Below are 23,001 nucleotides of genomic sequence, written 5' to 3'. Positions count from 1 at the left end.
GGTGTTCAACGAGCATTTCCACGACGACGGCACCCTGGAGCTGGTCGTCGACAAACCGCCGGTCAACGCCTTCAGCATCGGCCTGCTGCACGATCTCGCCGCCCGAATCGAAGGGGTGAAGGACCGGCCCGAGGTGCGGGCCGTGGTGCTGCGCGCCGACGGGCGCGGCTTCTGCGGCGGCGGCGACGTCAAGGAGGTCGAGGCGCTGCCGGGGTTCGAGGGCATTCTCGGCCAGTCGTCGGGATCGATGCGGCTCAGCCTCGCGGTGCTGCACTGCGCGGTGCCGGTGGTGTGCGGCGTCCATGCCTATTGCGTCGGCGCGGGGGTGCTGATCGCCGGGTCGGCGGACGTGCTGGTCGCGTCGCGCGACACCCGTTTCGTGCTGGCGGAGATCGACAATGGCGCGACCGCCGGCGCGGTCCAGGCGCTGCGGCTGATGCCCGAGAAGCGGGTGCGCGCGGCGATGATGACCGCCGATCCGGTGCTGGCGCAGGAACTGCACGAGCTGGGCTCGATCTACACGCTGGTCGACATGCATGACGAGGTCGCCGCGGCCGCGCGCGCCATCGCCGCGAAGATCGCCGCCAAGAGTCCGGAGGCGATGCGCCGGCTGAAGCTGTCGCTCAACAACAGCACCAAGGCGCATGAGCTGATGGCGGCCTATCGCGCGGAGATGAGCTACACCTATGAGCTCAACATCATGGGCGAGGCGAGCGCGGGCCGCACCGCCTTCATCGAGGGGCGGCGAGAAAGCTACAACCGGTAGGGAATCCCGTAGCCCGTCATTCCAGCGAAAGCTGGAATGTGGAGTCACGTTTGAAGTGCACCGGTTGAGATTTTGAGGAATGCCTCGGCGGGGGTTAGGAAGCCAAGGCATTTTCTGGGTGTGTTGTTGAGCTGGTCGACGTGCGCGCGCAGCTGTTTGGCGGTGAGCGTTTCGAGGTTGGTTTTGCGTGGCAGGGGGCGGCGGAGCCTGCCGATGGTGTTTTCGACGCCGCCCTTTTGCCAAGGGCTTCGGACATCGCAAAAGAAGGTGGTGACACCGAGTGATTGGTGCAGCCGATAATGCTCGGCGAACTCGGTGCCGTTGTCGAAGCTGATAGTTTTTCGCAGATGCTGGGGGATATGCCGGAGGTTTCCGGCGATCCGGCATGCGGTCAGCCTGGCCCGGCGATGGGGCAATTTTTCGACGATGGTGAAGCGGGTCTGCCGTTCATGAAGGACGAGCAGGTTGTGGCCATATTTGGCGAAGAGCATGTAGTCGGCTTCCCAATGGCCTGGCTGGGTCCGTGTGTCGGCTTCGGTCGGCCTCTCCTGGATCGGCCGGCGCTGCTTGATGAAGCTGGCGGAGCTGCCGCCGCGCTTGCCGAAATGTCCGCGCCGACTCTTTCGGCGAGGCAGGAGCCGGTGCCAATAATCCTTCTGCGCCGAGCGGTGGTAGATGAACCGATAGATTGACTCATGGCTGACGGTGGGACCATTTAAGAGGGTCAGTCGGCCTGCGATCTGTTCGGGAGAGCTTCCCATCGCAAGGCCGTTTTCCACGATCTTTCGCAGGTCCGGCTGGCGCTCCAGCTTGAAGCGGCAATCCCATTCCCGCCGCCTGGCGGCCAGTTCATGGGCGCGACGCGGGTTGTAGCCACCCAGCCAGATCTTGGTCTGCCGGCTATTACGCTTGAGTTCACGGCCAACCGTCGTGTGATGCCGGCCAATCGCGTCCCCGATCTCACGCGAAGATTTACCGTCTGCATGCAGACGGTAAATCTCGATACGCTCGTCAAGGCCGAGCTGCCTGTAGCTTCTTCCCATCGCGCTTCCACCTTACCAGGTGGTGCACTTCATCTGTGAGTCCGCCGAATCTCCCTTCTTTCTTCGAGGTTCGTCCCTGGCAAGGGCAGAGAGATTCCAGCTTTCGCTGGAATGACGGCCTTCTCTGTCGTCATGCCGGCGGAGGGGGGATTCAGGCCGAGCCGGCTTCCTTGCGGTCCTCGGCCTTGCCGTTCTCGGCCTTGTAGGTCTCCAGGATCGCGCCGACCGCCGCCTTGGCCATCGCCTCGAACGCGCCGAGCTTCGACACCTCGGCGCTGCGGCTGACGTGGAACAGGAAGGGGTTTGCCTCCTGCCAGTTGTCGGTGCCGGTGTCGGCCTCGACCGCCGACTGGTAGGCGGCGCAGCCGAGCGCGACCGATTCCAGCCCGTCCATCAACGGCATGATCGCGCCGATCGGCACGTTCTGCACCGCGAGCAGCCCCGCCGTCGAATTATGCTCGGCCAGGCCGATGCGCAGCGGATGGCGGCGCATCAGGATCGGGATCAGGTTCGGGTGGGCGCGCAACGCCAGATAATATTTGCGGGCATTGTCGACCAGCCATTCGCGCCAATCGGTGTTCGACGTATGCGGCGTCCGCACGTCCGCCAGCGCCAGCTCGCAGGCGCCGGCCAGGATGTGCTCCTTGCTGCGGAAATGGTGATAGAGCGAGATTCCGCGGACGTTCAGCTCGTCGCCCAGACGACGGATGCTGAGCGCGTCCAGGCCTTCCTCGTCGATGATCCGCAACGCGACTTCGAGCGTCCTGCGACGCGAAATGAGAGCCTGTTTGGGCCGACCCATCGGCTATGCTTCCCCACTGACTATACCCGTTCTCAAGCCTCTGTAGCGATCCTGGCGGCCTCTATCGATCATTTTCTGCAACCGCGCGGGATGAGCGATTGCGTTCATAATCTACCAGTGTTAGGCAAAACTTCTGAACAGGCGGATCGAACCGGGTCCGCCGATCGAGCCTGGAGGGGTATGGGATGAGATATGCCGCTGCGGATTGGGTGGCCAACTACGCCCGCACGCAGCCCGATGCGGTTGCCTTGCACAATCTCGATACCGGCGAGACGCGGAGCTGGGCCGATCTCGAAAGCCGGGTCGGCCAGATCGCGCATGCGCTGCGCGGGCGGCTGGGGCTCGTTCCCGGCGATCGCATCGTCAACATCTCGGACGGCGACCTGCGCCATTTCGAGCTGCAATTCGCCTGCGCGCGCGCCGGGCTGGTCTGGGTCCCGCTCAACTTCCGCCACACCGCGGTCGAGCTCGCCCGCGCCTGCCGCGAGATGGCGCCGAAGCTGATGCTGACCGACGCGACCTGGGGCGAGACCGCCCGGCAGGTCGCGCGCGAGACCGGCGTCGCGCATGTCCATGACTGGGATGCCGGCGGCGATTTCGACGCGCTGCTCGATCCGTCGCGGGCGATGGGGGAGAGCGAGATCGACCCTGACGCGCCGCTCCAGATCCTCTACACCTCGGGCACCACCGGCACCCCCAAGGCGGCGATCGTCACGCTGGGCGGGATGGTGATCCACGCGCTCCAGCAGGTCGAGTTCTGCGCGACGGCCGAGCCGGGCGGGCATCTGTTCCAGCCGATGCCGCTGTTCCATTTCGGCGGGCTCAACACCGCCAGCAACCCGATCCTGTTCTTCGGCGGCCGGGTGACGATCACCCGCCGCTTCGACGCCGCCGCGACCACCGCCTATTGCGGCGATCCGGCCAATGCGGTGACGCATCTCTGCCTGCCGCCGGTGATGTACCAGATGATGGCCGACAGCGAGCCCTTCGCGCAGGCCGACTTCTCGACCCTGCGCCGCTTCATCTGCGGCGGCGGCCGGGTGTCGGAACGGCTGCGCGCCGCCTATGAGCCGAAGGGCGCGCGCTTCGTGCCGCAATATGGCGGGACCGAGATGGGGCCCGTCACCTCGATGAATCCCGGCCGGCTCGACAAGATCATGGCCGGGTCCTGCGGGCAGAAGTCGCTGCACATCGACATGCGCATCGTCGACGAGCGGGGCGAGGACGTGCCGCGCGGGCAGCCCGGCGAGGTCTGGGTGCGCGGCCCCGGCGTCACCATCGGCTATCTCGACGCCAATGCCGCGATCGTCCGCAACGACGGCTGGCACCGCACCGGCGACGTCCTGTGGCAGGACGAGGACGGCTTCTGCTTCGTCGTCGACCGGGTGAAGGACATGTACAAGTCCGGCGGCGAGAACGTCTTCTCGGCCGAGGTCGAGGGCGTGCTGATGACCAACCCCGCCGTCGCCGAATGCGCGGTGATCGGGGTGCCCGACGACCGCTGGGGCGAGGTCGGCCTCGCCATCGTCGTCGCCAGCAACGGCCATCGGGTCACGCTCGAGGCGCTCCAGGCGACCTGCGAGGGCAGGCTCGCCCGCTACAAGCATCCCAAGCATCTCCGGATCGTCGAATCCTTTCCCCGCAACGTCACCGGCAAGATCGCCAAGCCGGCGCTCCGCGCCGAGTTCGGCGGCAGCCGCAGCGTCTGACGCCAGCACGAGGACCCATCATGGCAGAACCCGTTCGTTACAGCCGCACGCCCTTCCTGATCGTCCACCGCGAGAAGCAGGTGCGCAAGGACGTCTATGGCGCGATCGACGATGCGATCGTGCTGCAGGGCCAGCATATCCGGGGCGAGAATCCGTCCGACACCGCGCTGATCGTGATGCATCCGGTCGGCGCGCCCGCCTGGCTGCCGGTGTTCGCGCAGCTCGCCCGCGCCGGCCACCACATCGTCGCCTGCGGGACCCGTTACTGGTCGGGCGACGCGCCGCTGGAGATGGAGAACGCCGTCCTCGACCTTGGCGCCTGCGTCCGCGACGCCAAGGAACGGCTCGGCTACAAGAATGTCGTGCTGCTCGGCTGGAGCGGCGGCGGATCGCTGATGGCCGGCTACCAGGCCGAGGCCGAGAAGCCGGTGATCCAGCTCAGCGCCTCGGGCGAGGAGACGCCGCTGGCGGGGGCGAAGCTGATCCCCGGCGACGCGATCATGCTGGTCGCCTCGCACCGCAGCCGCCACCAGCTGCTGACCGGACAGCTCGATCCCTCGGTGCTCGACGAGATCGACCCCGAGAAGCGCGACCCCGCGCTCGACATCTACGATCCGGCGAATCCGGCGCAGCCGCCCTTCGCGGCCGACTATCTCGCCCGCTATCGCGCGGCGCAGATCGCCCGCAACCGCAAGATCAGCGAATGGGCGCGCGACAGGCTGGCCGCCCTCAAGGCCAGGGGGCGCGAGCATGACGAATATTGCTTCGTCGTCCACCGCACCATGGCCGACCCGCGCTGGATCGACCCGACCGTCGACCCCAACCAGCGCAAGCCCAACTGGACCTATCTGGGCGATCCGCGCGTGGTGAACGACAGCGCCTCGGCGCTCGCCCGGTTCAACTCGCTGCGCGGCTGGCTGTCGCAGTGGAGCTACGACCATGCCCAGTTCGACTCGGTCGTCTCCGGCCCGCGCATCAGCGTGCCGGGCATGGTGATGACGGCCGGCGCCGACGATGCCTGCCCGCCCGAGCATACCGACAAGATGTTCGATGCGATGGGATCGCAGGACAAGGTCAAGATCACCATCGACCACGCCAACCATTATTTCAGCGGCGAGGACGGCAAGTCGCATCTGTCGGAGGCGGTGGGGATCATCTCCCGCTGGCTGGCCGACCGCGGCTTCGCCAACGACGCCGTGCTCGCCGGCATCGGCGCCGACGCCTGAGAGGAGTGACCATGTCCCTGTTCGACGATTACCAGACGATCCTCTTCAACCGCCGCGGCCGGGTGCTCGAAGTCACGCTCAACCGGCCCGACAAGCTCAACGCCACCGACGCGGTGCTGCATAGCGAACTGGCCCGCCTGTTCGTCGACATCTCGAACGATCCCGACAGCGACATCGTCGTGCTGACCGGCGCGGGCCGGGCCTTCTCGGCCGGCGGCGACGTCGCCTGGATGCAGGAGGCGATCGACGAGCCCGAGCGTTTCGAGCAGACGGTGCGCGAGGCCAAGCAGATCGTGTTCGGCCTGATCGACTGCGAGAAGCCGGTGATCGCCAAGCTCAACGGCCATGCCACCGGGCTGGGCGCCACCATCGCCCTGTTCTGCGACGTCATCTTCGCCGCCGACCATGCCAAGATCGGCGATCCGCACGTCAGCATCGGCTTCGTCGCGGGCGACGGCGGCGCGGTGATCTGGCCGCAGTTGATCGGCTATGCGCGCGCCAAGGAATATCTGCTGACCGGCGACCTGATGACCGCGACCGAGGCGGCGCGGATGGGGCTGATCAACCATGCCGTACCCGCCGCCGAGCTCGACGAGCGGGTCGACGCCTTCGCCGACCGGCTGGCCAACGGCGCGACCAAGGCGATCCGCTGGACCAAGATGTCGGTCAATATCGGCCTGCGTGACCTCGCCACCTCGATCATGGACGCCTCGCTCGCCTATGAGGCGCTGTCGAACGTCACCGCCGACCATGCCGAGGCGGTCAAGGCCTTCTCCGAGAAGCGGCCGCCGCTGTTCGGCCGCGCGCGGGGCGGCGCATGAACTTCGACGAGGGCGAGGTCATCGCGTCGCTGCGCGAGACGCTCGAACGCTTCGTCGAGAAGGAGATGCCGCGCAGCGCCGCCCAGGACTGGGACGCGCGCAACCATTTCCCGCGCGACGTCCACCGCAAGCTCGCCGACATCGGCGTGCTGGGGCTGACCATCCCGGAGGCTTATGGCGGCTTCGGCCGCGACATCGTCGCGACGATGGTGGTGATCGAGGAGCTGTCGCGCCGCAGCCTCGCCGTGTCGGTGCCCTATATCATGGCGGCCTGCTATGCTGGCATGAACATCGAGGAATGCGGCACCGAGGCGCAGAAGCGCGAGCTGCTGCCCAGGATCGTCGCAGGCGACCTTCTGTTCGCCTATGGCCTGACCGAGCCCGACGCCGGCGCCGACCTGGCCAGCATCAAGACGCGGGCCGAGCGCGATGGCGACATATTGCGCATCAACGGCGCCAAGCGCTTCTGCTCGGGCGCGGGGATCGCCGATTATGTCTATACATTGGTGCGCACCGGCCCGGCCGAGGACCGTCACCGCAACCTGTCCTTCGTGCTGATCCCGCCCGACGCGCCCGGCGTCACCATCACCAAGATCGAGTCGATGGGGATGAAGGGCGCGCCGACCACCGACACGAGCTTCGACAATGTCGAGGTGCCGATCGCCAATCTGGTCGGCGGCGAGGCGGCGTGGAACAAGGGCTGGCCGATGCTGGTCGGCCCCGGCCTCGACGTCGAGAAGCTGGAGGTCGCGGCGATCGGCATCGGCATCGCCCGCGCCGCGCTCGACGATGCCTGGGCCTATGCGCTCGAACGGCGGCAGTTCGGCAAGCACATCGCCGATTTCCAGTCGATCCAGCACAAGCTGGCCGACATGAAGACGCAGATCCACGCCGCGCGGCTGACCCTCTACCACGCCGCCTGGCTGGCGAACGAGCGGCGGCCGTGCAGCGTCGAGACGTCGATGGCCAAGCTGTTCGCGACCGAGGTCGCCAAGGCGGCGGCGCTCGAATGCCAGACGATCCTGGGCGCCTATGGCTATGTGAAGGACTTCGACGCCGAGCGCTACGTTCGCGACGCGCTGCTGATGCCGATCATCGGCGGGTCGTCGGCGGTCCAGCGCAACAACATCTTCAAGCTGGCCAACGCGCGGCGTTAAGGGGGCGTCCACGCCCTTTCGTCATTCCCGCTTTCGCGGGAATGACGATGGAGGAGGATGGTGCCGCCGATCAATAGCGCGCTGGCCGCTTCTCCCGGAAGGCGGCGATCCCCTCGGCAAGGTTGCCACCGAGCGCGCACAGCACCTGGGTGCGGTCCTCCATCGCGATCGCGCTTTCGAGGCTCGGCGCGTCGATGCTGGCGCGCAGGCATTCCTTGGTCATGCGCAGGCCGATCGGCGAGGCGGCGAGCATCGCGGCGATGAAGGGTTCGGCCGCCGCGACGAGATCGGCCTCCTCGACGACGCGCGATACGAGCCCGGTCGCGAGCGCGCGGTCGGCGGCGATGAAGTCGCCGGTGAACAGCAGTTCGGACGCGACCGACGCGCCGACCAGCCGGGGCAGCAGATAGGAGACGCCGACGTCGCAGCCCGACAGGCCGAGGCGGATGAAGGCGGCGTTCATCCGCGCGCCGGTCGCGGCGATGCGGATGTCCGACGCCAGCGCCAGGGCGAAGCCGCCGCCGCACGCCGCGCCGTGGATCAGGCCGACGATCGGCTGCGGCGCGCGGCGCAGCGCCAGGATCAGCCCCGATATCGCGGTCTGCCGGCGCAGCAGCGCGTCGGCGGTCAGCGCGTCGCCGGATCGCATCCCATCGAGGTCGAGCCCGGCGCAGAAGGCGCGGCCCGCCCCGCGCAGCACGACGACCCGCGGCGCATCGGCATCGTGCAGCCCGCGCGCATAGTCGGCCAGCGCCGCGACCAGCCGGTCGTCGAGCGCGTTGAGCCTGTCCGGCCGGTTCAACGTCACCCAGTCGACGCCGTCGGTCCGTTCGATCCGCAACACCTCCGGATTTTTATCATTCATAGTATGATTCCTATCCTGATAATCCACTAGAGAGGGCTTCTCTCCAGCGGTCAAGCCTCCCTTCGATCTACAGGATATACGCAGGTAAAATGGAGGAATCGTGAAATGGAATGCGGCGATTGACCTTGCCGGATCGTCGATCTATCGATGTATGATTATTAAAGCGAAACGGGGAGGCGGCATGGACTATCGGACGATCGACTATGCGGTCGAGGCGGGGATCGCGACCGTCACCCTGTCGCGGCCCGAGAAGCTCAACGCCTTCAGCTATGCGATGATCGACGAAGTGCTCGACGCGCTCGACCGGATCGACGCCGACGACGATGTCCGCGCGGCGATCTTCACCGGGGCGGGGCGGGCCTTCTCGGCGGGGACCGACATCAGCGACGGCACCGCCGTCTTCACCCGCGACGACGAGCGGGATGCGCTGCGCAACCCCGACGGCAGCTTCGCCTATGGCGCGGAGGCGGCGCGCGACGGCGGCGGGCTGATCGCGCTGCGGCTGTTCCGCTGCCTGAAGCCGGTGATCGCGGCGATCAACGGCCCGGCGGTCGGCATCGGCGCCACCATCACCCTGGCGATGGACATCCGCCTGGCGAGCGAGGAGGCCGGGATCGGCTTCGTCTTCGCGCGGCGCGGCATCGTGCCCGAGGCGGCGTCGGCCTATTTCCTGCCGCGCATCGTCGGCATCTCCCAGGCGCTCGACTGGTGCTACAGCGGCAAGCTCGTCCCCGCCGGGGAGGCGCGGGCCGCCGGGCTGGTCAAGGCCGTCCATGCGCCCGACGAGCTGCTGCCCGCCGCCCGCGCCATCGCGCGCGAGATCGCCGATCGGACCGCGCCGGTCGCGATCGCGCTGATCCGCCAGATGCTATGGCGCGGCCTCGGCTACGACCATCCGATGGAGGCGCACCGGGTCGACAGCCGCGGCATCCTCGCGCGCGGGTGCAGCGCCGACGTCGCCGAGGGCGTCGCCGCCTTCCTCGAAAAACGGCCGGCGCGGTTCGCGGACCGCGTCTCGACCGACATGCCCGATTTCTTCCCCTGGTGGTCCGAGCCTTCCTATCGCTAGGCCGACCGCCCTGCCGGAGTATTGCATGGCCGAAACGCTTGCCCCTTCCGTCGTCAGCGACACCGTCCGGGACGGGATCGCGCTGATCGTCGCCGATTCCCCGCCGGTCAACGCGCTCGGCTTCGCGGTGCGATCGGGGCTCCATGAGGCGCTCGGCCGCGCGATCGCGGCGGACGCGGTGGAGGCGATCGTCATCGCCTGCGACGGGCGGACCTTCTTCGCGGGCGCCGACATCGCCGAGTTCGCCGGCCTGATCCCCGAGCCGGGGCTCAACAGGATCTACGCGCGGATGGACGCCTCGCCCAAGCCGATCGTCGCGGCGATCCACGGCACCGCGCTGGGCGGCGGGCTCGAACTGGCGCTGGCCTGCCACTACCGCGTCGCCGCCGCCGATGCGAAGCTCGGCCTGCCCGAGGTGCAACTCGGCCTGTTGCCGGGGGCGGGCGGCACGCAGCGGACGCCGCGCCTGATCGGCGTCGCCGCCGCGCTCGAGCTGATGATCTCGGGCCAGCCCGTCGACGCCGCCCGCGCGAGGGCGATCGGGCTGGTCGACGACGTGGCCGGGGGCGACCTGCGCGAGGCCGCGATCGCGCTGGCGCGTCGGGTGACGGCGGAGGGCACGCCGCGGCGGACGCGCGACCAGTCCCCGGACGTGACCGGAGATGCGGCCGAGGCGCTGTTCGCCCGCTTCCGCGCCGATCATGAAGCGGCCTTCACCGGCTTCAAGGCGCCGGGCCATATCCTGCGCGCGATCGAGGCGTCGACCCGGCTGCCGTTCGACGAGGGACGCGCCGTCGAGCAGGCGCTGTTCGAGGAACTGATGGAGAGCGATGAATCGCTCGCCCAGCGCCACATCTTCTTCGCCGAGCGCGCCGCCGCGAAGGTCCCGGCACTGGGCCGCGATGTCCGCCCGCTGGCGAATCCGTTGGTCGCGGTACTGGGGGAGGACGAAAGGGCCGATGCGCTGCGCAACGCCCTTGCCCTTCCTTCGGCGCCGGAGGGCGAAGCCGATCTGATCGTGATCGCCGATCCGGCCATCGAGGTCGATGCCGTCGCCGCGCGGGCGGCGCGGCCGGAGGCGGTGGTCGCGCTGCACCTGCCGATCGAGGTCGCGGGCAATCGCTTGTTGGAGATCGGGCGCGGGACGCGGACGAGCGATGTCGCGCTTGCCACGGCGCTGGCGCTGGCGCGGCGGCTCGGCCGGGCGCCGGTGGTGTCGGCCGGCACGGCCGGCCTGATCGGGACCCGCGTGCTCGCGGCGGGCCGTGTGGCGGCCGAGGCGTTGGTAGGCGAAGGGATTTCGGCATCGGCGATCGACCGGGCGATGACCGGCTATGGCTTCCCATCGGGCCTGTTCGGCCCGGCCGGGGGCGAGGCCGTCGATGACGCCGCGATCGTCCGGCGGCTGCTCGCCGCGATGGTCGAGGAGAGCGCGCGGATCGTCGAGCAGGGCGTCGCGCCGCGCGCCTCGGACGTCGATGTCGCGATGGTGCTCGGCTTCGGCTGGCCCGCCTGGCGGGGCGGGCCGCTGTTCCGGGCCGAGCGCGCGACCTGACGGTCGCGCACGGATTTCACTGAGGGATCGAGAGGGAAAGCTATGGAACTGAAGGGTTTGGCAGCGGTCGTCACCGGCGGCGCGAGCGGGTTGGGCGAGGCGACGGCGCGGCTGCTCGCCGCCAATGGCGTCACGGTCGCGATCTTCGACCTCAACCGCGCGGCGGGCGAGGCGGTCGCCGCGGCGATCGGCGGGACCTTCTGCGCGGTCGACGTCACCGACGACGCCTCGGTCGATGCCGGCTTCGCGGCGGCGCGCGCGGCGCAGGGGCAGGAGCGCATCCTGGTCAATTGCGCGGGCACCGGCAACGCGATCAAGACCGCCGCGCGATCGCGCAAGGACGGCACGATCCGCCATTTCCCGCTCGCCGATTTCGACCGGATCATCCAGATCAACCTGGTCGGCACCTTCCGCTGCATCGCCAAGTCGGCGGCGGGGATGCTGGCGCTCGATCCGATGGCCGACGGCGAGCGCGGCGTGATCGTCAACACCGCCTCCGCCGCGGCGCAGGACGGGCAGGCGGGGCAGGCGGCCTATTCGGCCTCCAAGGGCGGCATCGTCAGCCTGACCCTGCCGGTGGCGCGCGACCTGATGGACGACGGCATCCGGGTGAACGCGATCCTGCCGGGCATCTTCAACACCCCGCTGATGAACGCCGCGCCCGATCCCGTGAAGGACTCGCTGGCGGCCAGCATCCCCTTCCCGAAGCGTTTCGGCGATCCGGCGGAATATGCCTCGCTGGTGCTGGAGATGTGCCGCAACAGCTATTTCAACGGCGAGCATGTGCGGCTGGACGGAGCGATCCGGATGGCGCCGCGCTGAGGAGGCGAAAGGCAAAGCCCCTCCCTTTCCGGGGAGGGCGCCCGCGTCAGAGCCCCGCCAGCAGAGTGGCCAGCTCTCCCGGTCGCGACAGGAAGGCCGAGTGGCTCGCGTCGATCTCGCGCGCGTCGATGCCGGGGCAGGCCGAGCGGAAGCTGATCTGCGCCTCCATCTCGATCGCCCGGTCGCGCAGGCAATGGACATAGGTCTTGGGGACGCGGCCAAAGCGATCGGCCGAGAGCGTCACCGGCTGGGCGAGATAGCCGAGGTCGGTCGGCACCAGCGCTTCGATCGCCGCCGCCGCGACATCGTCGGGGCAGTCGGCGTAGAAGAGGTCGCGCGCGCGATCGGCCTTCACCGCGATCCGCTGCCCGTCGTCGAGCAGATAGCTGCCGACCTCGGCGCGCAGGCCGGGCGTGGCCGCCAGCGCTGCGCCGGTCTCGCCGTCGCGCGGCAGCAGCGCCGAAAGATAGACGAGCCGCTCGATTGTTTCCGGAGCCCGCTCGGCGGCGCCCGAGATCGTCATCCCGCCCAGCGAATGGCCGACCAGCAGCGCCGGCCGGTCGAAGCGGCGCAGCGTTTCGACCACGGCAGCGATCCCATCGTCCAGCGTCTTCGGCGCCGGATCGGCCGCCGGGTCGCGGCCATGGCCGGGCAGGTCGATCGCGACCGCCCGGCGGCCGAGCGCTTCCAGCGCGGGGACCAGGAGGCGCCAGCAGTCGCCGCGATGGCAGCCGCCATGGATCAGCAGGATCGGCGCGTCGCTCGTCATCGTCACATCTCCTGCGCCTGCGGGCGGATCACGATCTCGTTGATGTCGACCGCGTCGGGCTCGTTCATCGCATAGAGGATCGCGCGGGCGACGCTATCGGCGGGCAGCGCGATCTCGGACGCGCCTTCGAGGCGCTTCTGCGAGGCGGGGTCGTGGATCTTGCCGAACAGCTCGCTCTCGGTCGCGCCGGGGGAGATCACGGTGACGCGGATGCCGTCCGCCGTCACCTCCTGTCGCAGCGCCTCGGAGATCACGCGCACCGCATATTTGGAGGCGGCATAGACCGCCGAGCCGCCGTTGATCTTGTGCCCCGCCACGGAAGCGATCGAGATGATGTGGCCGCCGCGCTGCCGCTTCATCTGCGGCAGCACGGCGGCGATCGCGTAGAGCACGCCCTTGATATTGGTGTCGATCGTCCGGTCCCAGCCGTCGACGTCGAAGACGTCGAGCCGCGAGATCGGCATGACGCCGGCATTGTTGACGATCGCGTCGATCCGGCCGAACCGCTCGATCGCAAGGGCGGCGAGGCTTTCGAGGTCGGCGCGCCGGGTCACGTCGCACGCCCGTGCCGCGACCGCGCCGCCTTCGCCCGCGATCCGCGCGACCAGATCGTCGAGCCGCTCCGCGCGCCGAGCGCCGAGGACCACCGCCGCGCCTTCCCGCGCGAGCCGCAGCGCGACCGCCTCGCCGATCCCGCTGCTGGCCCCCGTGACGATCACGACCCGCCCTGCGATGCCCATCCGCTCCTCCATCTTTCTGCGTCGGAAAGTTTATCTAACATTGATTGGCAAATATGTGGCTGATATGCCCTTGCCGATCAATGATAGATTTATGGAGGAGCCAGATGGCCCAGCCGACCGCCTATATCGTCGACGCCCTTCGCACCGCCGGCGGCCGCCGCAACGGCAAGCTCGCCGGCTGGCACCCCGCCGACCTGGGCGGGGCGGTGCTCGACGCGATCGTCGCGCGCAGCGGCATTGATCCGGTCGCGATCGACGACGTGATCATGGGCTGCGTCAGCCAGGGCGGCGAGCAGGCCTTCCAGATCGGCCGCAACGCGGTGCTGGCCTCCAGCCTGCCCGAATCGGTGCCGGCCGTGTCGATCGACCGGCAGTGCGGCAGCTCGCAGCAGGCGATCCAGTTCGCCGCGCAGGCGGTGATGTCGGGCACCCAGGACGTGGTGATCGCCGCCGGGGTGGAGAGCATGACGCGCGTGCCGATGTTCTCGACCGGGCAGCTGTTCGAGCAGGCCGGGCTCGGCGTCGCCAAGTCGCCGGGGCAGGAGCGGCGCTATCCCGGCATCGCCTTCAGCCAGTTCGTCGGCGCCGAGATGATGGCGCGGAAATATGGGCTGAGCCGCGACGATCTCGACCGCTATGCGCTCGAAAGCCACCGCCGCGCTGCCGCCGCCGTCGAGCGGGGCGACTTCGACGCGGAGATCGTGCCGCTGGAGGTCCAGGCGCCCGAGGGGCCGGCGCTCCACGACCGCGACGAGGGCATCCGCTTCGACGCCTCGCTGGAGGCGATCGGATCGGTCCGGACGCTGCAGGAGGGCGGCGTCGTCACCGCCGCCAACGCCAGCCAGATCTGCGACGGCGCATCGGCGGTGCTGGTCGTGTCGGAGGCGGCGCTCAAGGCGCACGGGTTGACCCCGCTGGCGCGCATCCACAACCTCACCGTCACCGCGGGCGACCCGGTGATCATGCTCGAAGAGCCGCTGATCGCGACCGAGAAGGCGCTGCGCAGGGCGGGAATGGCGATCGGGGAGATCGATCTCTACGAGGTCAACGAGGCCTTCGCCCCGGTTCCGCTCGCCTGGCTCCAGCATAGCGGCGGCGACCCCGAGCGGCTCAACGTCAACGGCGGCGCGATCGCGCTCGGCCATCCGCTCGGCGCCTCGGGCACCAAGCTGATGGCGACGCTGGTCCACGCGCTGCGCCGGCGCGGCGGTCGCTATGGCCTGCAAACCATGTGCGAGGCGGGCGGCGTCGCCAACGTCACCATCGTCGAACGGCTCTGACGCACCCCGAGGAGGGGCGCCGAGCAGGATCGATATGGTGCGCTTGTTATATAACAGTGTAAGATTTATACGTCGACAGAGGAGAGGATGATGTCGCCGATCGTGATCGAGGATGGTGATGCCCTCGCATGGGACAGGGAGGCCGACGTCGTGGTCGTCGGCTTCGGCGGGGCGGGCGCATCGGCCGCGTTGCAGGCGCGGGAGGGCGGCGCCGAGGTGATCCTGATCGACCGCTTCGGCGGCGGCGGCACCACCGCCTATAGCGGCGGCGTCATCTATGCCGGCGCGACCCGCTTCCAGCGCGAGGCGGGGTTCGACGACACGGTCGACGACATGCTCGACTATCTGCGGCAGGAGGTGGGCGACGTCGTCCGCCCCGAGACGCTCGAGCGCTTCTGCCGGGGCAGCGCGGCCGACGTCGACTGGCTGATCGAGCACGGCGTCCGCTATTCGGGTGCGGCCTATCTCGACAAGATCACCTATCCGCCCGAGGGCAAGTTCCTCTATTATTCGGGCAACGAGAAGTCGCCCGCGTTCGAGGCGAAGGCCAGGCCTGCGCCGCGCGGCCATCGCGCGGTCGGCGCGGGCTTCGGCGGCGCCCACTACATCGCGGCGCTGCGCCGCTCGATCGAGCAGGCGGGCATCGCGCTGATGCTCCACACCCGCGCCGACCGGCTGATCTGCGACCGCGCGGGCCGGGTGCTGGGGATCGAGGTGGTGGCGCTCGACCGGTCGCAACATGCCCGGCAGCAGGCGCTCTACGGCCGCGCCAGCCCCTATGTCCCGCACAACCATGGCCGTACCGAGCGCGCGCTGAAGGCGATGCGGGCGATGGAGGAGCGGCACGGTACGGCGCTGCGGCTGCGCGCGCGGGGCGGCGTCGTGCTCGGCACCGGCGGCTTCGCCTATAGCCGCGCGCTGATCGACCGGCACGATTCCGAATTCGCACGCCATTACGACGTCACCCATCGCCTCTCGACGATGGGCAATGACGGATCGGGGCTGGAGATGGGCCTGTCGGCGGGCGGCGCGGTCGGGCGGATGGAATCGCTCTACATCGCCCGCAACATCGCCCCGCCCGAAGCGCTGCTCGACGGCATCATCGTCAATCGCGAAGGGCGCCGCTTCGTGCCCGAGGACGCCTATGTCAGCATGATCGGCGGCGAGGTGGCGAAACAGCCGGACGGCGACGCCTGGCTGATCGTCAACGCGAGGAGCTTCCGCCGGTCGATCGGCGAGGCGCTGACCTGCGGCTGGCAGCGGTTCAAATATTTCGGCGTGCCGATGCTGGTGAACTATGCGCTGGGCGGCACCCGCCGGGGCGGCGGCGCGACGGCGCTGGCGCGCAGGATCGGGATCGACCCGGCCGCGCTGTCGGCCGCGATCGAGCAACATGACCGCGACATCGCCGAGGGGAAGCCCGATCTGGTCGGCAAGAGCGAGGCGCTGCGCAAGCCGCTCGGCCGGGGCGCGCTCTATGCCGTCAACATGTGCATGAGCAACCGCCACGCGCTGACCAAGTTCATGACGCTCGGCGGTCTCGAGGTCGACGAGGACAGCGGCGCGGTGCTGCGCGCGGACGGTTCGCCGATCGCCGGCCTCTACGCGGCGGGCATGGCCGCCAAGGGCCTCCATTCGAACGGCTATATCAGCGGCCTGTCGATCGCCGACGGCGTCTTCTCCGGCCGCCGTGCCGGGCGCCATGCCGCCGATGCGGCACAGGCGTTGAATGATCGCCGCCCCATCGAGGCCGCCTGACATGGCCGGGCAGGATGCCATAGCGACCATCGACGAGATCGTCGAAGAGGCGCGCAACGGCCGGATGTTCATCCTGGTCGACGACGAGGACCGGGAGAATGAGGGCGACCTCGTCATCCCCGCGCAGATGGCGACGCCCGACGCGGTCAACTTCATGGCGCGCGAGGGGCGGGGGCTGATCTGCCTGTCGATGACGCGGGCACGGGTGGCGGAACTGGGCCTGGACCCGATGAGCCGCGACAACCGCTCGCCCTACGAGACCGCCTTCACCGTCTCGATCGAGGCGCGCGAGGGGGTGACCACCGGCATCTCCGCCGCCGACCGCGCCCGGACGATCGCGACCGCGATCGACGCCGCCAACGGCCCCGACGCGATCGTCACGCCGGGCCATGTCTTCCCGCTGATCGCGCGCGACGGCGGGGTGCTGGTGCGCGCCGGGCATACCGAGGCGGCCGTCGACATCGCCCGGCTGGCGGGGCTCAACCCGTCCGGCGTGATCTGCGAGATCATGAAGGACGACGGCACCATGGCGCGGATGGACGACCTGATCGGCTTCGCGCGCCGCCATGGGCTGAAGATCGGCACGATCCGCGACCTGATCGCCTATCGCCTGCGCCGCGACCATAATCTGGAGCGGGTGGGGGAGGCGCCCTTCCACAGCATCTTCGGCGGCGACTGGACCGCCGTCACCTTCCGCAACAAGGCCTATGACAGCGAGATGCTGGCGCTGGTCAAGGGCCGGATCGACCCGGCCAGGCCGACGCTGGTGCGGATGCACGTCGTCGACGTGTTCACCGACATGCTGGGGGTGGAGGGCGAGCGCCACGGCCTGCTCCAGAGCGCGATGGCCGAGATCGCCCGCGAAGGGGCGGGCGTGATCGTGATGATCACCCAGCAGATGCCGAACATGCTGACCCGCTTCGTCCGCCGCAAGGCCGACGAGAGCCCGGCCAAGAGCGACCTGGAGGAGCTGCGCGACTATGGCGTGGGGGCGCAGATATTGTCGGCGCTCGGCGTCCACGACATGATCCTGCTGACCAATTCGCCGCGCACGCTGGTGGCGTTGCAGGGCTTCGCGCTCGACGTCGTCGGGCATCGCCCGATGCGCAGCACCGCGCCGCGGAGCTGGATTCGGTGACGGGCCGACATTCGCTGCATGACCGGCTCACATTCCGTCGCGGGCCGCCGATGGCCAACCGTCTCGCGCTCGCGCCGCTCACCAACCTCCAGAGCAATGACGACGGCACCCTCAGCGAGGACGAGCTGGGCTGGCTGGTGAAGCGCGCCGAAGGCGGCTTCGGCATGGTGATGACCTGCGGGGCGACGACCCACCCGCTCGGCAAGGGCTTCCCCCGCCAGCTCGGCGTGCATGACGACATCCATCTGCCCGGGCTCGAACGGCTGGCGCGCGCCTTGCGGGCGCGAGGCGCGGTGTCGTCGGTCCAGCTCCAGCATTCGGGAATGCGCGCGGCGCGCGAACTGATCGACGGGGCGCCGGTCGGCGTGGCCGACGATCCGGCACGCGGCGTGCGCGGCCTGTCGACCGGCGAGGTCGAACAGGCGATCGAGGATTTCGTCCAGGCCGGGCTGCGCGCCGAGGCGGCCGGCTTCGACGGCGTCGAGGTCCACGGCGCCCACGGCTATCTGCCGTGCCAGTTCCTCGACATTCGCCGCAACCGGCGGGACGACCGCTATGGCGGCTCGCCCGAGAACCGGGCGCGGATGCTGCTCGACATCGTCGCCGGCCTGCGCGACCGGGCGGGCCCCGGCTTCCAGATCGGCGTCCGCCTGTCGCCCGAGAATTACGGCGTCGACCTGGGCGAGATCCGCGCGCTCGCCGCGCGGCTGATGCGCGAGGGTCGGGTCGACTATCTCGACATCTCCTGCTGGGACACGTCGAAGCGGCCCGAGGACCCGGCCTATCGGGAGCGGCCGCTGATGGGCTGGTTCACCGATCTCGACCGGCACGGCGCGCGGCTCGGCGTCGCGGGCAAGCTGCGGACCGGGGGCGATGCGCGCCGCTGTCTCGACCAGGGCGCCGATTTCGTGCTGATCGGGCGCGGCGCGATCCTGCACCATGATTTCGCGCGGCGGGTGCATGAGGACGGCGATTTCCGAAGCGCGCCCTTGCCCGTCAGCCGCGACCACCTGGCGCGCGAAGGGCTGGGCGAGCATTTCATCGATTATATGGCGAGTTGGGAAGGCTTCGTGGAGCAGCCCCAGGCGCTGCGGGAGAGAAGGAGACGGCCATGAAGATCGCGATCATCGGCGCCACCGGCAATGTCGGCCGGCGGCTCGTCGACGAACTCGAACGGCGCGGGCACGAGGTGACGGGCATCGCCCGGTCGCGGCCCGCCGACGACCCCGGCGTGCCGCTGCGGCTGGCCGACGCCAATGATCCGGCGGCGCTGGCGACGGCGATCGCCGGGCAGGACGCGGTGATGCTGGCGGGGCGCTTCGTCTCGACCAATGCCGATGCGATCGTCGCGGCGGTGAAGCGCGCCGGCGTGCCCCGGCTGCTGGTCGTCGGCGGCGCGGGCACATTGTTCGCGACGCCGGGCGTGCAGTTGATCGACATGGGGGTGATCCCCGAGGCCTTCCTGCCCGAAGTGTCGGCGGGCCGCGATTTCCTGGAGGGGCTCAAGCGCAGCGACGTCGACTGGACCTTCCTGTCGCCCGCGGCCAGTTTCGTCCCCGGCGAGCGCACCGGCCACTACCGGCTGGGCGGCGACGATCTGATGCGCGACGCGTCGGGCGACAGCCGCATCTCCTATGAGGACCTGGCGATGGCGCTGGTCGACGAGCTGGAGCAGCCGCGGCACAGCCGGCGGCGTTTCTCGATCGCCTATTGATCGCTCCCAGCTCCTCGTCGCCCCGGCGGAGGCCGGGGTCTCGGGAGAGTCGGGCAGCGCTCATCTCCTGAGGCCCCGGCCTCCGCCGGGGCGACGAGGAGAGGGCCGGGCGACGTGGGCGGCTACTTCCCCGCCGCCTGGCCCTTCCGCGCCTGGCGCAGCACATAGGCGCGGATGTCCTCGGCGCGTTGCGGGGTGAGGATCTGGGCGAAGGACACCATGCCCATGTCCTTGAGCGCGCCGTCGATCACGATCGCCTTCCACAGCGCCGGATCGGCGAGCGCGCCCGAGCGGCGCAGGTCGGCGGTGTAGGCGACCGAGGCGTTGCCGCCGTGGCAGACCGTGCAGGTGCGGTCATATTCGGCCATGCCCGCGTCGGGATCGCCGGTCGAGGTCAGTCCGGTCACGTCGATCGGCGCGCGCGGGGCGGGGGGCTCGCGCGTCAGCTTTGCCGTGCCGCCGAGCTTGAACACCAGCAGCCGGCCGTTGCGGCGCGGATTGTCGGGCACGACCCGGCCGACCAGCGCGCCGGCGCCGCCGAACCCCGAGAGGACGGCGACATATTGCTGGCCCTTGATCCGGTAGCTGATCGGCGGCGCGATGATCGCGGTGCCGGCGTCGAACGACCAGAGCTTCGCGCCGCTGGCCGCGTCATAGGCGGCGAGCATGCCCTCCATGTCGCCCTGGAACACCAGATCGCCGGCCGTCGCCAGCGTGCCGCCATTGACGAAATAGCGCTTCGGCACCGACCAGCGCGCCGCTTGCGCCACCGGGTCCCAGGCGAGGAGCTGGCCGGTCATCGCCTTGCGGATCGCGTCGAGCTGGTCCTCCGGGAATTCCTTCATCGCGATGCCGGCATTCTGGCCGATCGGGCGATGCTGGAAGGCGGGGAGCTTCTCATATTCGCCGGGGGTGAGCTGGACCGGGATATAGACCAGCCCGGTGCGCGGGCTGTACGACATCGCCTGCCAGCTATGCGCGCCGAACGGTCCCGGCTGCTGGATCGAGGGGCCGTCCTGATAATGGACGTTCTTCGCCAGGATCGGCCGGCCGGTCGTCATGTCGATGCCGGTCGACCAGGTGACGGGCGCGAACGGCCTGGCCGAGAGCAGCTCGCCCGTCTTGCGGTCGAGCACATAGAAATAGCCGTTCTTGGGCGCCTGCATCACCACGTCGCGTGGCTTGCCGCCGATGACGAGGCGCGCGCCCATGATCTGCTGGGTCGCGGTATAATCCCAGCTGTCGGACGGGGTGGTCTGGTAGTGCCAGGCATATCTGCCGGTGTCGGGATCGACCGCGACGATCGACGAGATGAACAGGTTGTCGCCCTTGCCGCCCGAGCGGACCTGATAGTCGAACGGCCCGCCATTACCGGCGCCGATGTAGAGCAGGTCGGCGTCTGGATCGTAGGTCAGCGCGTCCCAGGCGGTGCCGCCGCCGCCGCTGTTGCGCCATTCGCCGTCGCCCCAGGTCGACTGCGCCCTGGCGAGCAGCACCTCGTCGGAGGCGGCGCCGTCCGGCTTCCCCTGCGGATTGGGGGTCAGGTAGAAGCGCCAGGCGAGCTTGCCGGTGGCGGCGTCATAGGCGGTGACGAAGCCGCGCACGCCGAACTCGGCGCCGCTGTTGCCGATCACCACCTTGTCCTTCACCGCGCGGACCGCGCCGGTGATGGTGTAGCGCATCGTTTTGGGCTGGCCGGCGAGCGTGTCGACCTGCCAGGCGAGCTTGCCGGTCCTGGCGTCGACCGCGACGAGGCGGCCGTCCAATGTGCCGACGAACACCTTGCCGCCATGCACGGCGACGCCGCGATTGACCGCGTCGCAACAGGCGCTGGCGAGCGACTCGCGCGGCACCTGCGGATCGTAGGACCAGAGCTGCTTTCCGGTCGCCGCGTCGAAGGCGTAGACCAGCGACCAGGCGGTGCTGACATAGATCACCCCGTCGACCATGATCGGGGTCGCCTCCTGGCCCCGGTCGCTGTCGAGCTCCGCGCTCCAGGCGAGGCCGAGCTTCGCCACGGTGGCGCGGTTGATCTGGTCGAGCGGGCTGAACCGCTGTTCCTTCTCGTCGCGGCCATAATAGGGCCATTCGTCGGCGCTGACGGTCGAGGCGCTGCCGCCTTCCTGCGCGGTGACGTGCGATGCGGCGATGGCGAGCGCGGCGGCGCCGGCCAGGCCGATGACGAGACGCTTCATGCCCATTCCCCCGATCGCGCGCATCAGGCCAGCTCCGCCGGCGCTTCGTCCATGATCACCGTCTTGGCCTCCAGATAGGGCATCAGTCCCGGCCGGCCGCCCTCGCGGCCGATGCCCGATTTCTTGAAGCCGCCGAAGGCGATGCCGAAGTCGCTGCGGAAGGCGTTATGGCCGACCGTGCCGGCGCGCAGCCGCCGGGCGACCGCCATGGCGCGCTCGGCGTCGCGGGTGAACACCGAGCTGTTGAGCCCGAAGTCGCTCTGGTTGGCGAGGCGGATCGCCTCCTCCTCGTCGCGCGCCGGGATCACCGCGATGACGGGTCCGAAAATCTCCTCCTGCGCGATCCGGGCGTCGTTGCGGACATGGCCGAACAGGGTGGGCTCCAGATAATAGCCGCGATCGAGGCCGGCCGGGCGTCCGCCGCCGGCCGCGAGGGTGAAGCCGTCGGCCTTGCCGCTGTCGATGAAGGATCGGGCGCGGTCGAGCTGTCGCTTCATCGCCATCGGGCCCATCTGGGTCGCGGCGTCGAACGGATCGCCGACCTTGACCTGGCGGAGCGCGGCGGCGAGGCCGTCGAGCAGATCGTCATGGCGGTGCGCGGGGACGATCACCCGGCTGAGCGCCGAGCAGAACTGCATCGCCAACATGCCGACCTGCGGCGCGATCGCGCCGACGACGACGTCGAGCGGCGAGTCGTCGAGGACGACCGCGGCCGATTTGCCGCCCAGTTCCAGCGTCGCGCGGGCCATCCGGCCGCCGCAGATCGAGGCGACATGCTGGCCGACCGCACTTGATCCGGTGAAGCTGATCTTGTCGACGTCGGGGTTGCGGACGAGCAGTTCCGACTCCTCGCGGTCCGCCATCAGGATGTTGACCACGCCCGGCGGCAGGCCGAGCTCCTCGACGATCTCGCCCAGCAGCACGGCTTCGAGCGGCGCCTCGGGCGAGGTCTTCACCACCAGCGTGCAGCCGGCGACCAGCGCGGGCGCGATCTTCGACGCGAGCATCAGGATCGGCCCGTTCCACGGGATGATCGCGCCGACCACGCCGACCGGCTCATGGACCAGCATCCCGACCGCGCCGCCAGCGGTCGGCGCCTGGCGCTCGATGAAGGGGAAGTCGCGGCCCAGGCGCGCATAGTCGCGGATCACCGCGGTCGAGGCGGCGACCATATGGCCGCCATGGGCGAGGACGCCGCCCACCTCATGCGTCCAGATCGTCGCGAACAGGTCGCTCCGCGCGTCGATCGCGTCGGCCAGCCGGTCGAGGACCGCGCCGCGCTCGGCCGGGGCGAGGCCGGGCCAGGGCCCCTCGTCGAACGCGCGGCGGGCGGCGGCGACCGCGCGGGCGACGTCGTCGGCGGTGGCGCAGGGCACCGAGGCGTAGAGGTTCTCGTCGGACGGCGTGACGATGTCGAAGCGGCGGCGGTCGCCGGGCTCGATCCATGTTCCGTCGATCAGGAAACGGCCGCGCTTCACGCGGTCGAGCAATGCGTCCTTGGTGGTCATCCCGTCCTCTGAATCGTGCAGGCCTGTGCCGGCCCGTCGGTCATTTCGCCTAACACTGTTCCAT

At 69.5% G+C, this 23,001-nt stretch carries 20 protein-coding genes; 13 read left to right on the top strand and 7 right to left on the bottom strand.

What is annotated here, in order from left to right:
- Position 1 precedes the first annotated feature (1 nt).
- Positions 2 to 766 (top strand): enoyl-CoA hydratase-related protein, encoded by a 765-nt coding sequence (locus HRJ34_RS07735; RefSeq protein ID WP_226949100.1) that lies wholly within the window; start codon positions 2 to 4, stop codon positions 764 to 766.
- Positions 767 to 810: 44 nt separating this feature from the next.
- On the opposite strand, the gene HRJ34_RS07730 is transcribed toward HRJ34_RS07735, so the two are convergent.
- Together HRJ34_RS07730 and HRJ34_RS07725 are read right to left on the bottom strand one after the other, a co-directional pair.
- The gene (locus HRJ34_RS07730) at positions 811 to 1,809 is read right to left on the bottom strand and encodes an IS30 family transposase (protein WP_208632066.1); all 999 of its coding nucleotides are present in this window, start codon (positions 1,807 to 1,809) and stop codon (positions 811 to 813) included.
- Positions 1,810 to 1,960: 151 nt separating this feature from the next.
- Positions 1,961 to 2,611: a TetR/AcrR family transcriptional regulator gene (locus HRJ34_RS07725; protein ID WP_011951862.1), complete on the bottom strand. Its 651-nt coding sequence runs from the start codon at positions 2,609 to 2,611 to the stop codon at positions 1,961 to 1,963.
- Positions 2,612 to 2,796: 185 nt separating this feature from the next.
- Between HRJ34_RS07725 and HRJ34_RS07720 the strand changes: the two genes are divergently transcribed.
- From HRJ34_RS07720 to HRJ34_RS07705, 4 genes are read left to right on the top strand one after another with little or no spacing between them, the layout of a single operon-like run.
- Positions 2,797 to 4,320, top strand: a complete 1,524-nt coding sequence (locus HRJ34_RS07720; RefSeq protein WP_208633765.1) for an AMP-binding protein — start codon at positions 2,797 to 2,799, stop codon at positions 4,318 to 4,320.
- A 20-nt stretch (positions 4,321 to 4,340) separates the two neighbouring features.
- Positions 4,341 to 5,546: an alpha/beta fold hydrolase gene (locus tag HRJ34_RS07715; protein WP_208633764.1), complete on the top strand. Its 1,206-nt coding sequence runs from the start codon at positions 4,341 to 4,343 to the stop codon at positions 5,544 to 5,546.
- Positions 5,547 to 5,557: 11 nt separating this feature from the next.
- The gene (locus HRJ34_RS07710; protein ID WP_011951859.1) at positions 5,558 to 6,367 is read left to right on the top strand and encodes an enoyl-CoA hydratase/isomerase family protein; all 810 of its coding nucleotides are present in this window, start codon (positions 5,558 to 5,560) and stop codon (positions 6,365 to 6,367) included.
- Entirely contained in the window at positions 6,364 to 7,524 is a 1,161-nt protein-coding gene (locus HRJ34_RS07705; RefSeq protein ID WP_011951858.1) for an acyl-CoA dehydrogenase family protein, read from the top strand. The genes HRJ34_RS07710 and HRJ34_RS07705 overlap by 4 nt, the downstream gene beginning before the upstream one ends.
- 70 nt (positions 7,525 to 7,594) lie before the next feature.
- Here HRJ34_RS07705 and HRJ34_RS07700 read toward each other — a convergent pair whose 3' ends face one another.
- The gene (locus HRJ34_RS07700; RefSeq protein ID WP_208633763.1) at positions 7,595 to 8,389 is read right to left on the bottom strand and encodes an enoyl-CoA hydratase/isomerase family protein; all 795 of its coding nucleotides are present in this window, start codon (positions 8,387 to 8,389) and stop codon (positions 7,595 to 7,597) included.
- 181 nt (positions 8,390 to 8,570) lie between these two features.
- Here HRJ34_RS07700 and HRJ34_RS07695 point away from each other — a divergent pair, with 181 nt between their 5' ends.
- The 3 genes from HRJ34_RS07695 to HRJ34_RS07685 are packed head-to-tail and all read left to right on the top strand — an operon-like array spanning position 8,571 to position 11,835.
- Positions 8,571 to 9,458 carry a crotonase/enoyl-CoA hydratase family protein gene (locus tag HRJ34_RS07695; RefSeq protein ID WP_208633762.1) on the top strand — a complete coding sequence of 296 codons (888 nt, stop codon included), beginning with the start codon at positions 8,571 to 8,573 and terminating at the stop codon, positions 9,456 to 9,458.
- 25 nt (positions 9,459 to 9,483) lie between these two features.
- On the top strand, positions 9,484 to 11,013 hold the full coding sequence (locus HRJ34_RS07690; RefSeq protein WP_208633761.1) for an enoyl-CoA hydratase-related protein: 1,530 nt from the start codon (positions 9,484 to 9,486) through the stop codon (positions 11,011 to 11,013).
- A gap of 42 nt (positions 11,014 to 11,055) precedes the next feature.
- Positions 11,056 to 11,835, top strand: a complete 780-nt coding sequence (locus HRJ34_RS07685) for an SDR family NAD(P)-dependent oxidoreductase (protein ID WP_011951854.1) — start codon at positions 11,056 to 11,058, stop codon at positions 11,833 to 11,835.
- Positions 11,836 to 11,881: 46 nt separating this feature from the next.
- Here the strand turns inward: HRJ34_RS07685 and HRJ34_RS07680 are convergent, their stop codons facing one another.
- Both HRJ34_RS07680 and HRJ34_RS07675 read right to left on the bottom strand, forming a co-directional pair.
- Positions 11,882 to 12,604: an alpha/beta fold hydrolase gene (locus HRJ34_RS07680; RefSeq protein WP_029994024.1), complete on the bottom strand. Its 723-nt coding sequence runs from the start codon at positions 12,602 to 12,604 to the stop codon at positions 11,882 to 11,884.
- Between the two features lie 2 nt (positions 12,605 to 12,606).
- A complete protein-coding gene (locus HRJ34_RS07675) occupies positions 12,607 to 13,344 on the bottom strand; it encodes an SDR family oxidoreductase (protein ID WP_208633760.1) in 738 nt (245 codons plus the stop codon).
- 104 nt (positions 13,345 to 13,448) lie between these two features.
- Here HRJ34_RS07675 and HRJ34_RS07670 point away from each other — a divergent pair, with 104 nt between their 5' ends.
- From HRJ34_RS07670 to HRJ34_RS07650, 5 genes are all read left to right on the top strand, one after another.
- Positions 13,449 to 14,624 carry an acetyl-CoA C-acetyltransferase gene (locus HRJ34_RS07670; RefSeq protein ID WP_208633759.1) on the top strand — a complete coding sequence of 392 codons (1,176 nt, stop codon included), beginning with the start codon at positions 13,449 to 13,451 and terminating at the stop codon, positions 14,622 to 14,624.
- 90 nt (positions 14,625 to 14,714) lie between these two features.
- The gene (locus HRJ34_RS07665) at positions 14,715 to 16,382 is read left to right on the top strand and encodes an FAD-binding protein (protein ID WP_226949099.1); all 1,668 of its coding nucleotides are present in this window, start codon (positions 14,715 to 14,717) and stop codon (positions 16,380 to 16,382) included.
- A 1-nt stretch (position 16,383) separates the two neighbouring features.
- A complete protein-coding gene (gene ribB, locus HRJ34_RS07660; protein ID WP_208633757.1) occupies positions 16,384 to 17,520 on the top strand; it encodes a 3,4-dihydroxy-2-butanone-4-phosphate synthase in 1,137 nt (378 codons plus the stop codon).
- A gap of 50 nt (positions 17,521 to 17,570) precedes the next feature.
- A complete protein-coding gene (locus HRJ34_RS07655) occupies positions 17,571 to 18,635 on the top strand; it encodes an NADH:flavin oxidoreductase (protein ID WP_226948671.1) in 1,065 nt (354 codons plus the stop codon).
- Positions 18,632 to 19,234, top strand: a complete 603-nt coding sequence (locus HRJ34_RS07650) for an NAD(P)-dependent oxidoreductase (RefSeq protein ID WP_208633756.1) — start codon at positions 18,632 to 18,634, stop codon at positions 19,232 to 19,234. The genes HRJ34_RS07655 and HRJ34_RS07650 overlap by 4 nt, the downstream gene beginning before the upstream one ends.
- A 122-nt stretch (positions 19,235 to 19,356) precedes the next feature.
- On the opposite strand, the gene HRJ34_RS07645 is transcribed toward HRJ34_RS07650, so the two are convergent.
- Together HRJ34_RS07645 and HRJ34_RS07640 are read right to left on the bottom strand one after the other, a co-directional pair.
- Positions 19,357 to 21,453, bottom strand: coding sequence for a PQQ-dependent dehydrogenase, methanol/ethanol family (locus HRJ34_RS07645; protein ID WP_208633755.1), 2,097 nt, complete (start codon positions 21,451 to 21,453; stop codon positions 19,357 to 19,359).
- Entirely contained in the window at positions 21,453 to 22,937 is a 1,485-nt protein-coding gene (locus HRJ34_RS07640; protein WP_208633754.1) for an aldehyde dehydrogenase, read from the bottom strand. Before HRJ34_RS07640 ends, HRJ34_RS07645 begins: the two co-directional genes overlap by 1 nt.
- Positions 22,938 to 23,001: the final 64 nt, after the last annotated feature.

It is taken from the genome of Rhizorhabdus wittichii, assembly GCF_017607425.1.
Taxonomy (GTDB): Bacteria; Pseudomonadota; Alphaproteobacteria; order Sphingomonadales; family Sphingomonadaceae; genus Rhizorhabdus; species Rhizorhabdus wittichii.
Note: the sequence above shows the minus strand (reverse complement) of the source record. Positions and strands in the feature narration are given on the sequence as shown.

Coding starts and splice junctions, on each gene's coding strand:
- HRJ34_RS07650 (WP_208633756.1), top strand. CDS start 18,632: ATGAAGATCGCGATCATCGGCGCCACCGGCAATGTCGGCCGGCGGCTC.
- HRJ34_RS07640 (WP_208633754.1), bottom strand. CDS start 22,937: ATGACCACCAAGGACGCATTGCTCGACCGCGTGAAGCGCGGCCGTTTC.
- HRJ34_RS07670 (WP_208633759.1), top strand. CDS start 13,449: ATGGCCCAGCCGACCGCCTATATCGTCGACGCCCTTCGCACCGCCGGC.
- HRJ34_RS07715 (WP_208633764.1), top strand. CDS start 4,341: ATGGCAGAACCCGTTCGTTACAGCCGCACGCCCTTCCTGATCGTCCAC.
- HRJ34_RS07665 (WP_226949099.1), top strand. CDS start 14,715: ATGTCGCCGATCGTGATCGAGGATGGTGATGCCCTCGCATGGGACAGG.
- HRJ34_RS07690 (WP_208633761.1), top strand. CDS start 9,484: ATGGCCGAAACGCTTGCCCCTTCCGTCGTCAGCGACACCGTCCGGGAC.
- HRJ34_RS07700 (WP_208633763.1), bottom strand. CDS start 8,389: ATGAATGATAAAAATCCGGAGGTGTTGCGGATCGAACGGACCGACGGC.
- HRJ34_RS07710 (WP_011951859.1), top strand. CDS start 5,558: ATGTCCCTGTTCGACGATTACCAGACGATCCTCTTCAACCGCCGCGGC.
- HRJ34_RS07720 (WP_208633765.1), top strand. CDS start 2,797: ATGAGATATGCCGCTGCGGATTGGGTGGCCAACTACGCCCGCACGCAG.
- HRJ34_RS07680 (WP_029994024.1), bottom strand. CDS start 12,604: ATGACGAGCGACGCGCCGATCCTGCTGATCCATGGCGGCTGCCATCGC.
- HRJ34_RS07730 (WP_208632066.1), bottom strand. CDS start 1,809: ATGGGAAGAAGCTACAGGCAGCTCGGCCTTGACGAGCGTATCGAGATT.
- HRJ34_RS07675 (WP_208633760.1), bottom strand. CDS start 13,344: ATGGGCATCGCAGGGCGGGTCGTGATCGTCACGGGGGCCAGCAGCGGG.
- HRJ34_RS07685 (WP_011951854.1), top strand. CDS start 11,056: ATGGAACTGAAGGGTTTGGCAGCGGTCGTCACCGGCGGCGCGAGCGGG.
- HRJ34_RS07645 (WP_208633755.1), bottom strand. CDS start 21,453: ATGCGCGCGATCGGGGGAATGGGCATGAAGCGTCTCGTCATCGGCCTG.
- HRJ34_RS07725 (WP_011951862.1), bottom strand. CDS start 2,611: ATGGGTCGGCCCAAACAGGCTCTCATTTCGCGTCGCAGGACGCTCGAA.
- HRJ34_RS07695 (WP_208633762.1), top strand. CDS start 8,571: ATGGACTATCGGACGATCGACTATGCGGTCGAGGCGGGGATCGCGACC.
- HRJ34_RS07655 (WP_226948671.1), top strand. CDS start 17,571: ATGGCCAACCGTCTCGCGCTCGCGCCGCTCACCAACCTCCAGAGCAAT.
- HRJ34_RS07705 (WP_011951858.1), top strand. CDS start 6,364: ATGAACTTCGACGAGGGCGAGGTCATCGCGTCGCTGCGCGAGACGCTC.
- ribB (WP_208633757.1), top strand. CDS start 16,384: ATGGCCGGGCAGGATGCCATAGCGACCATCGACGAGATCGTCGAAGAG.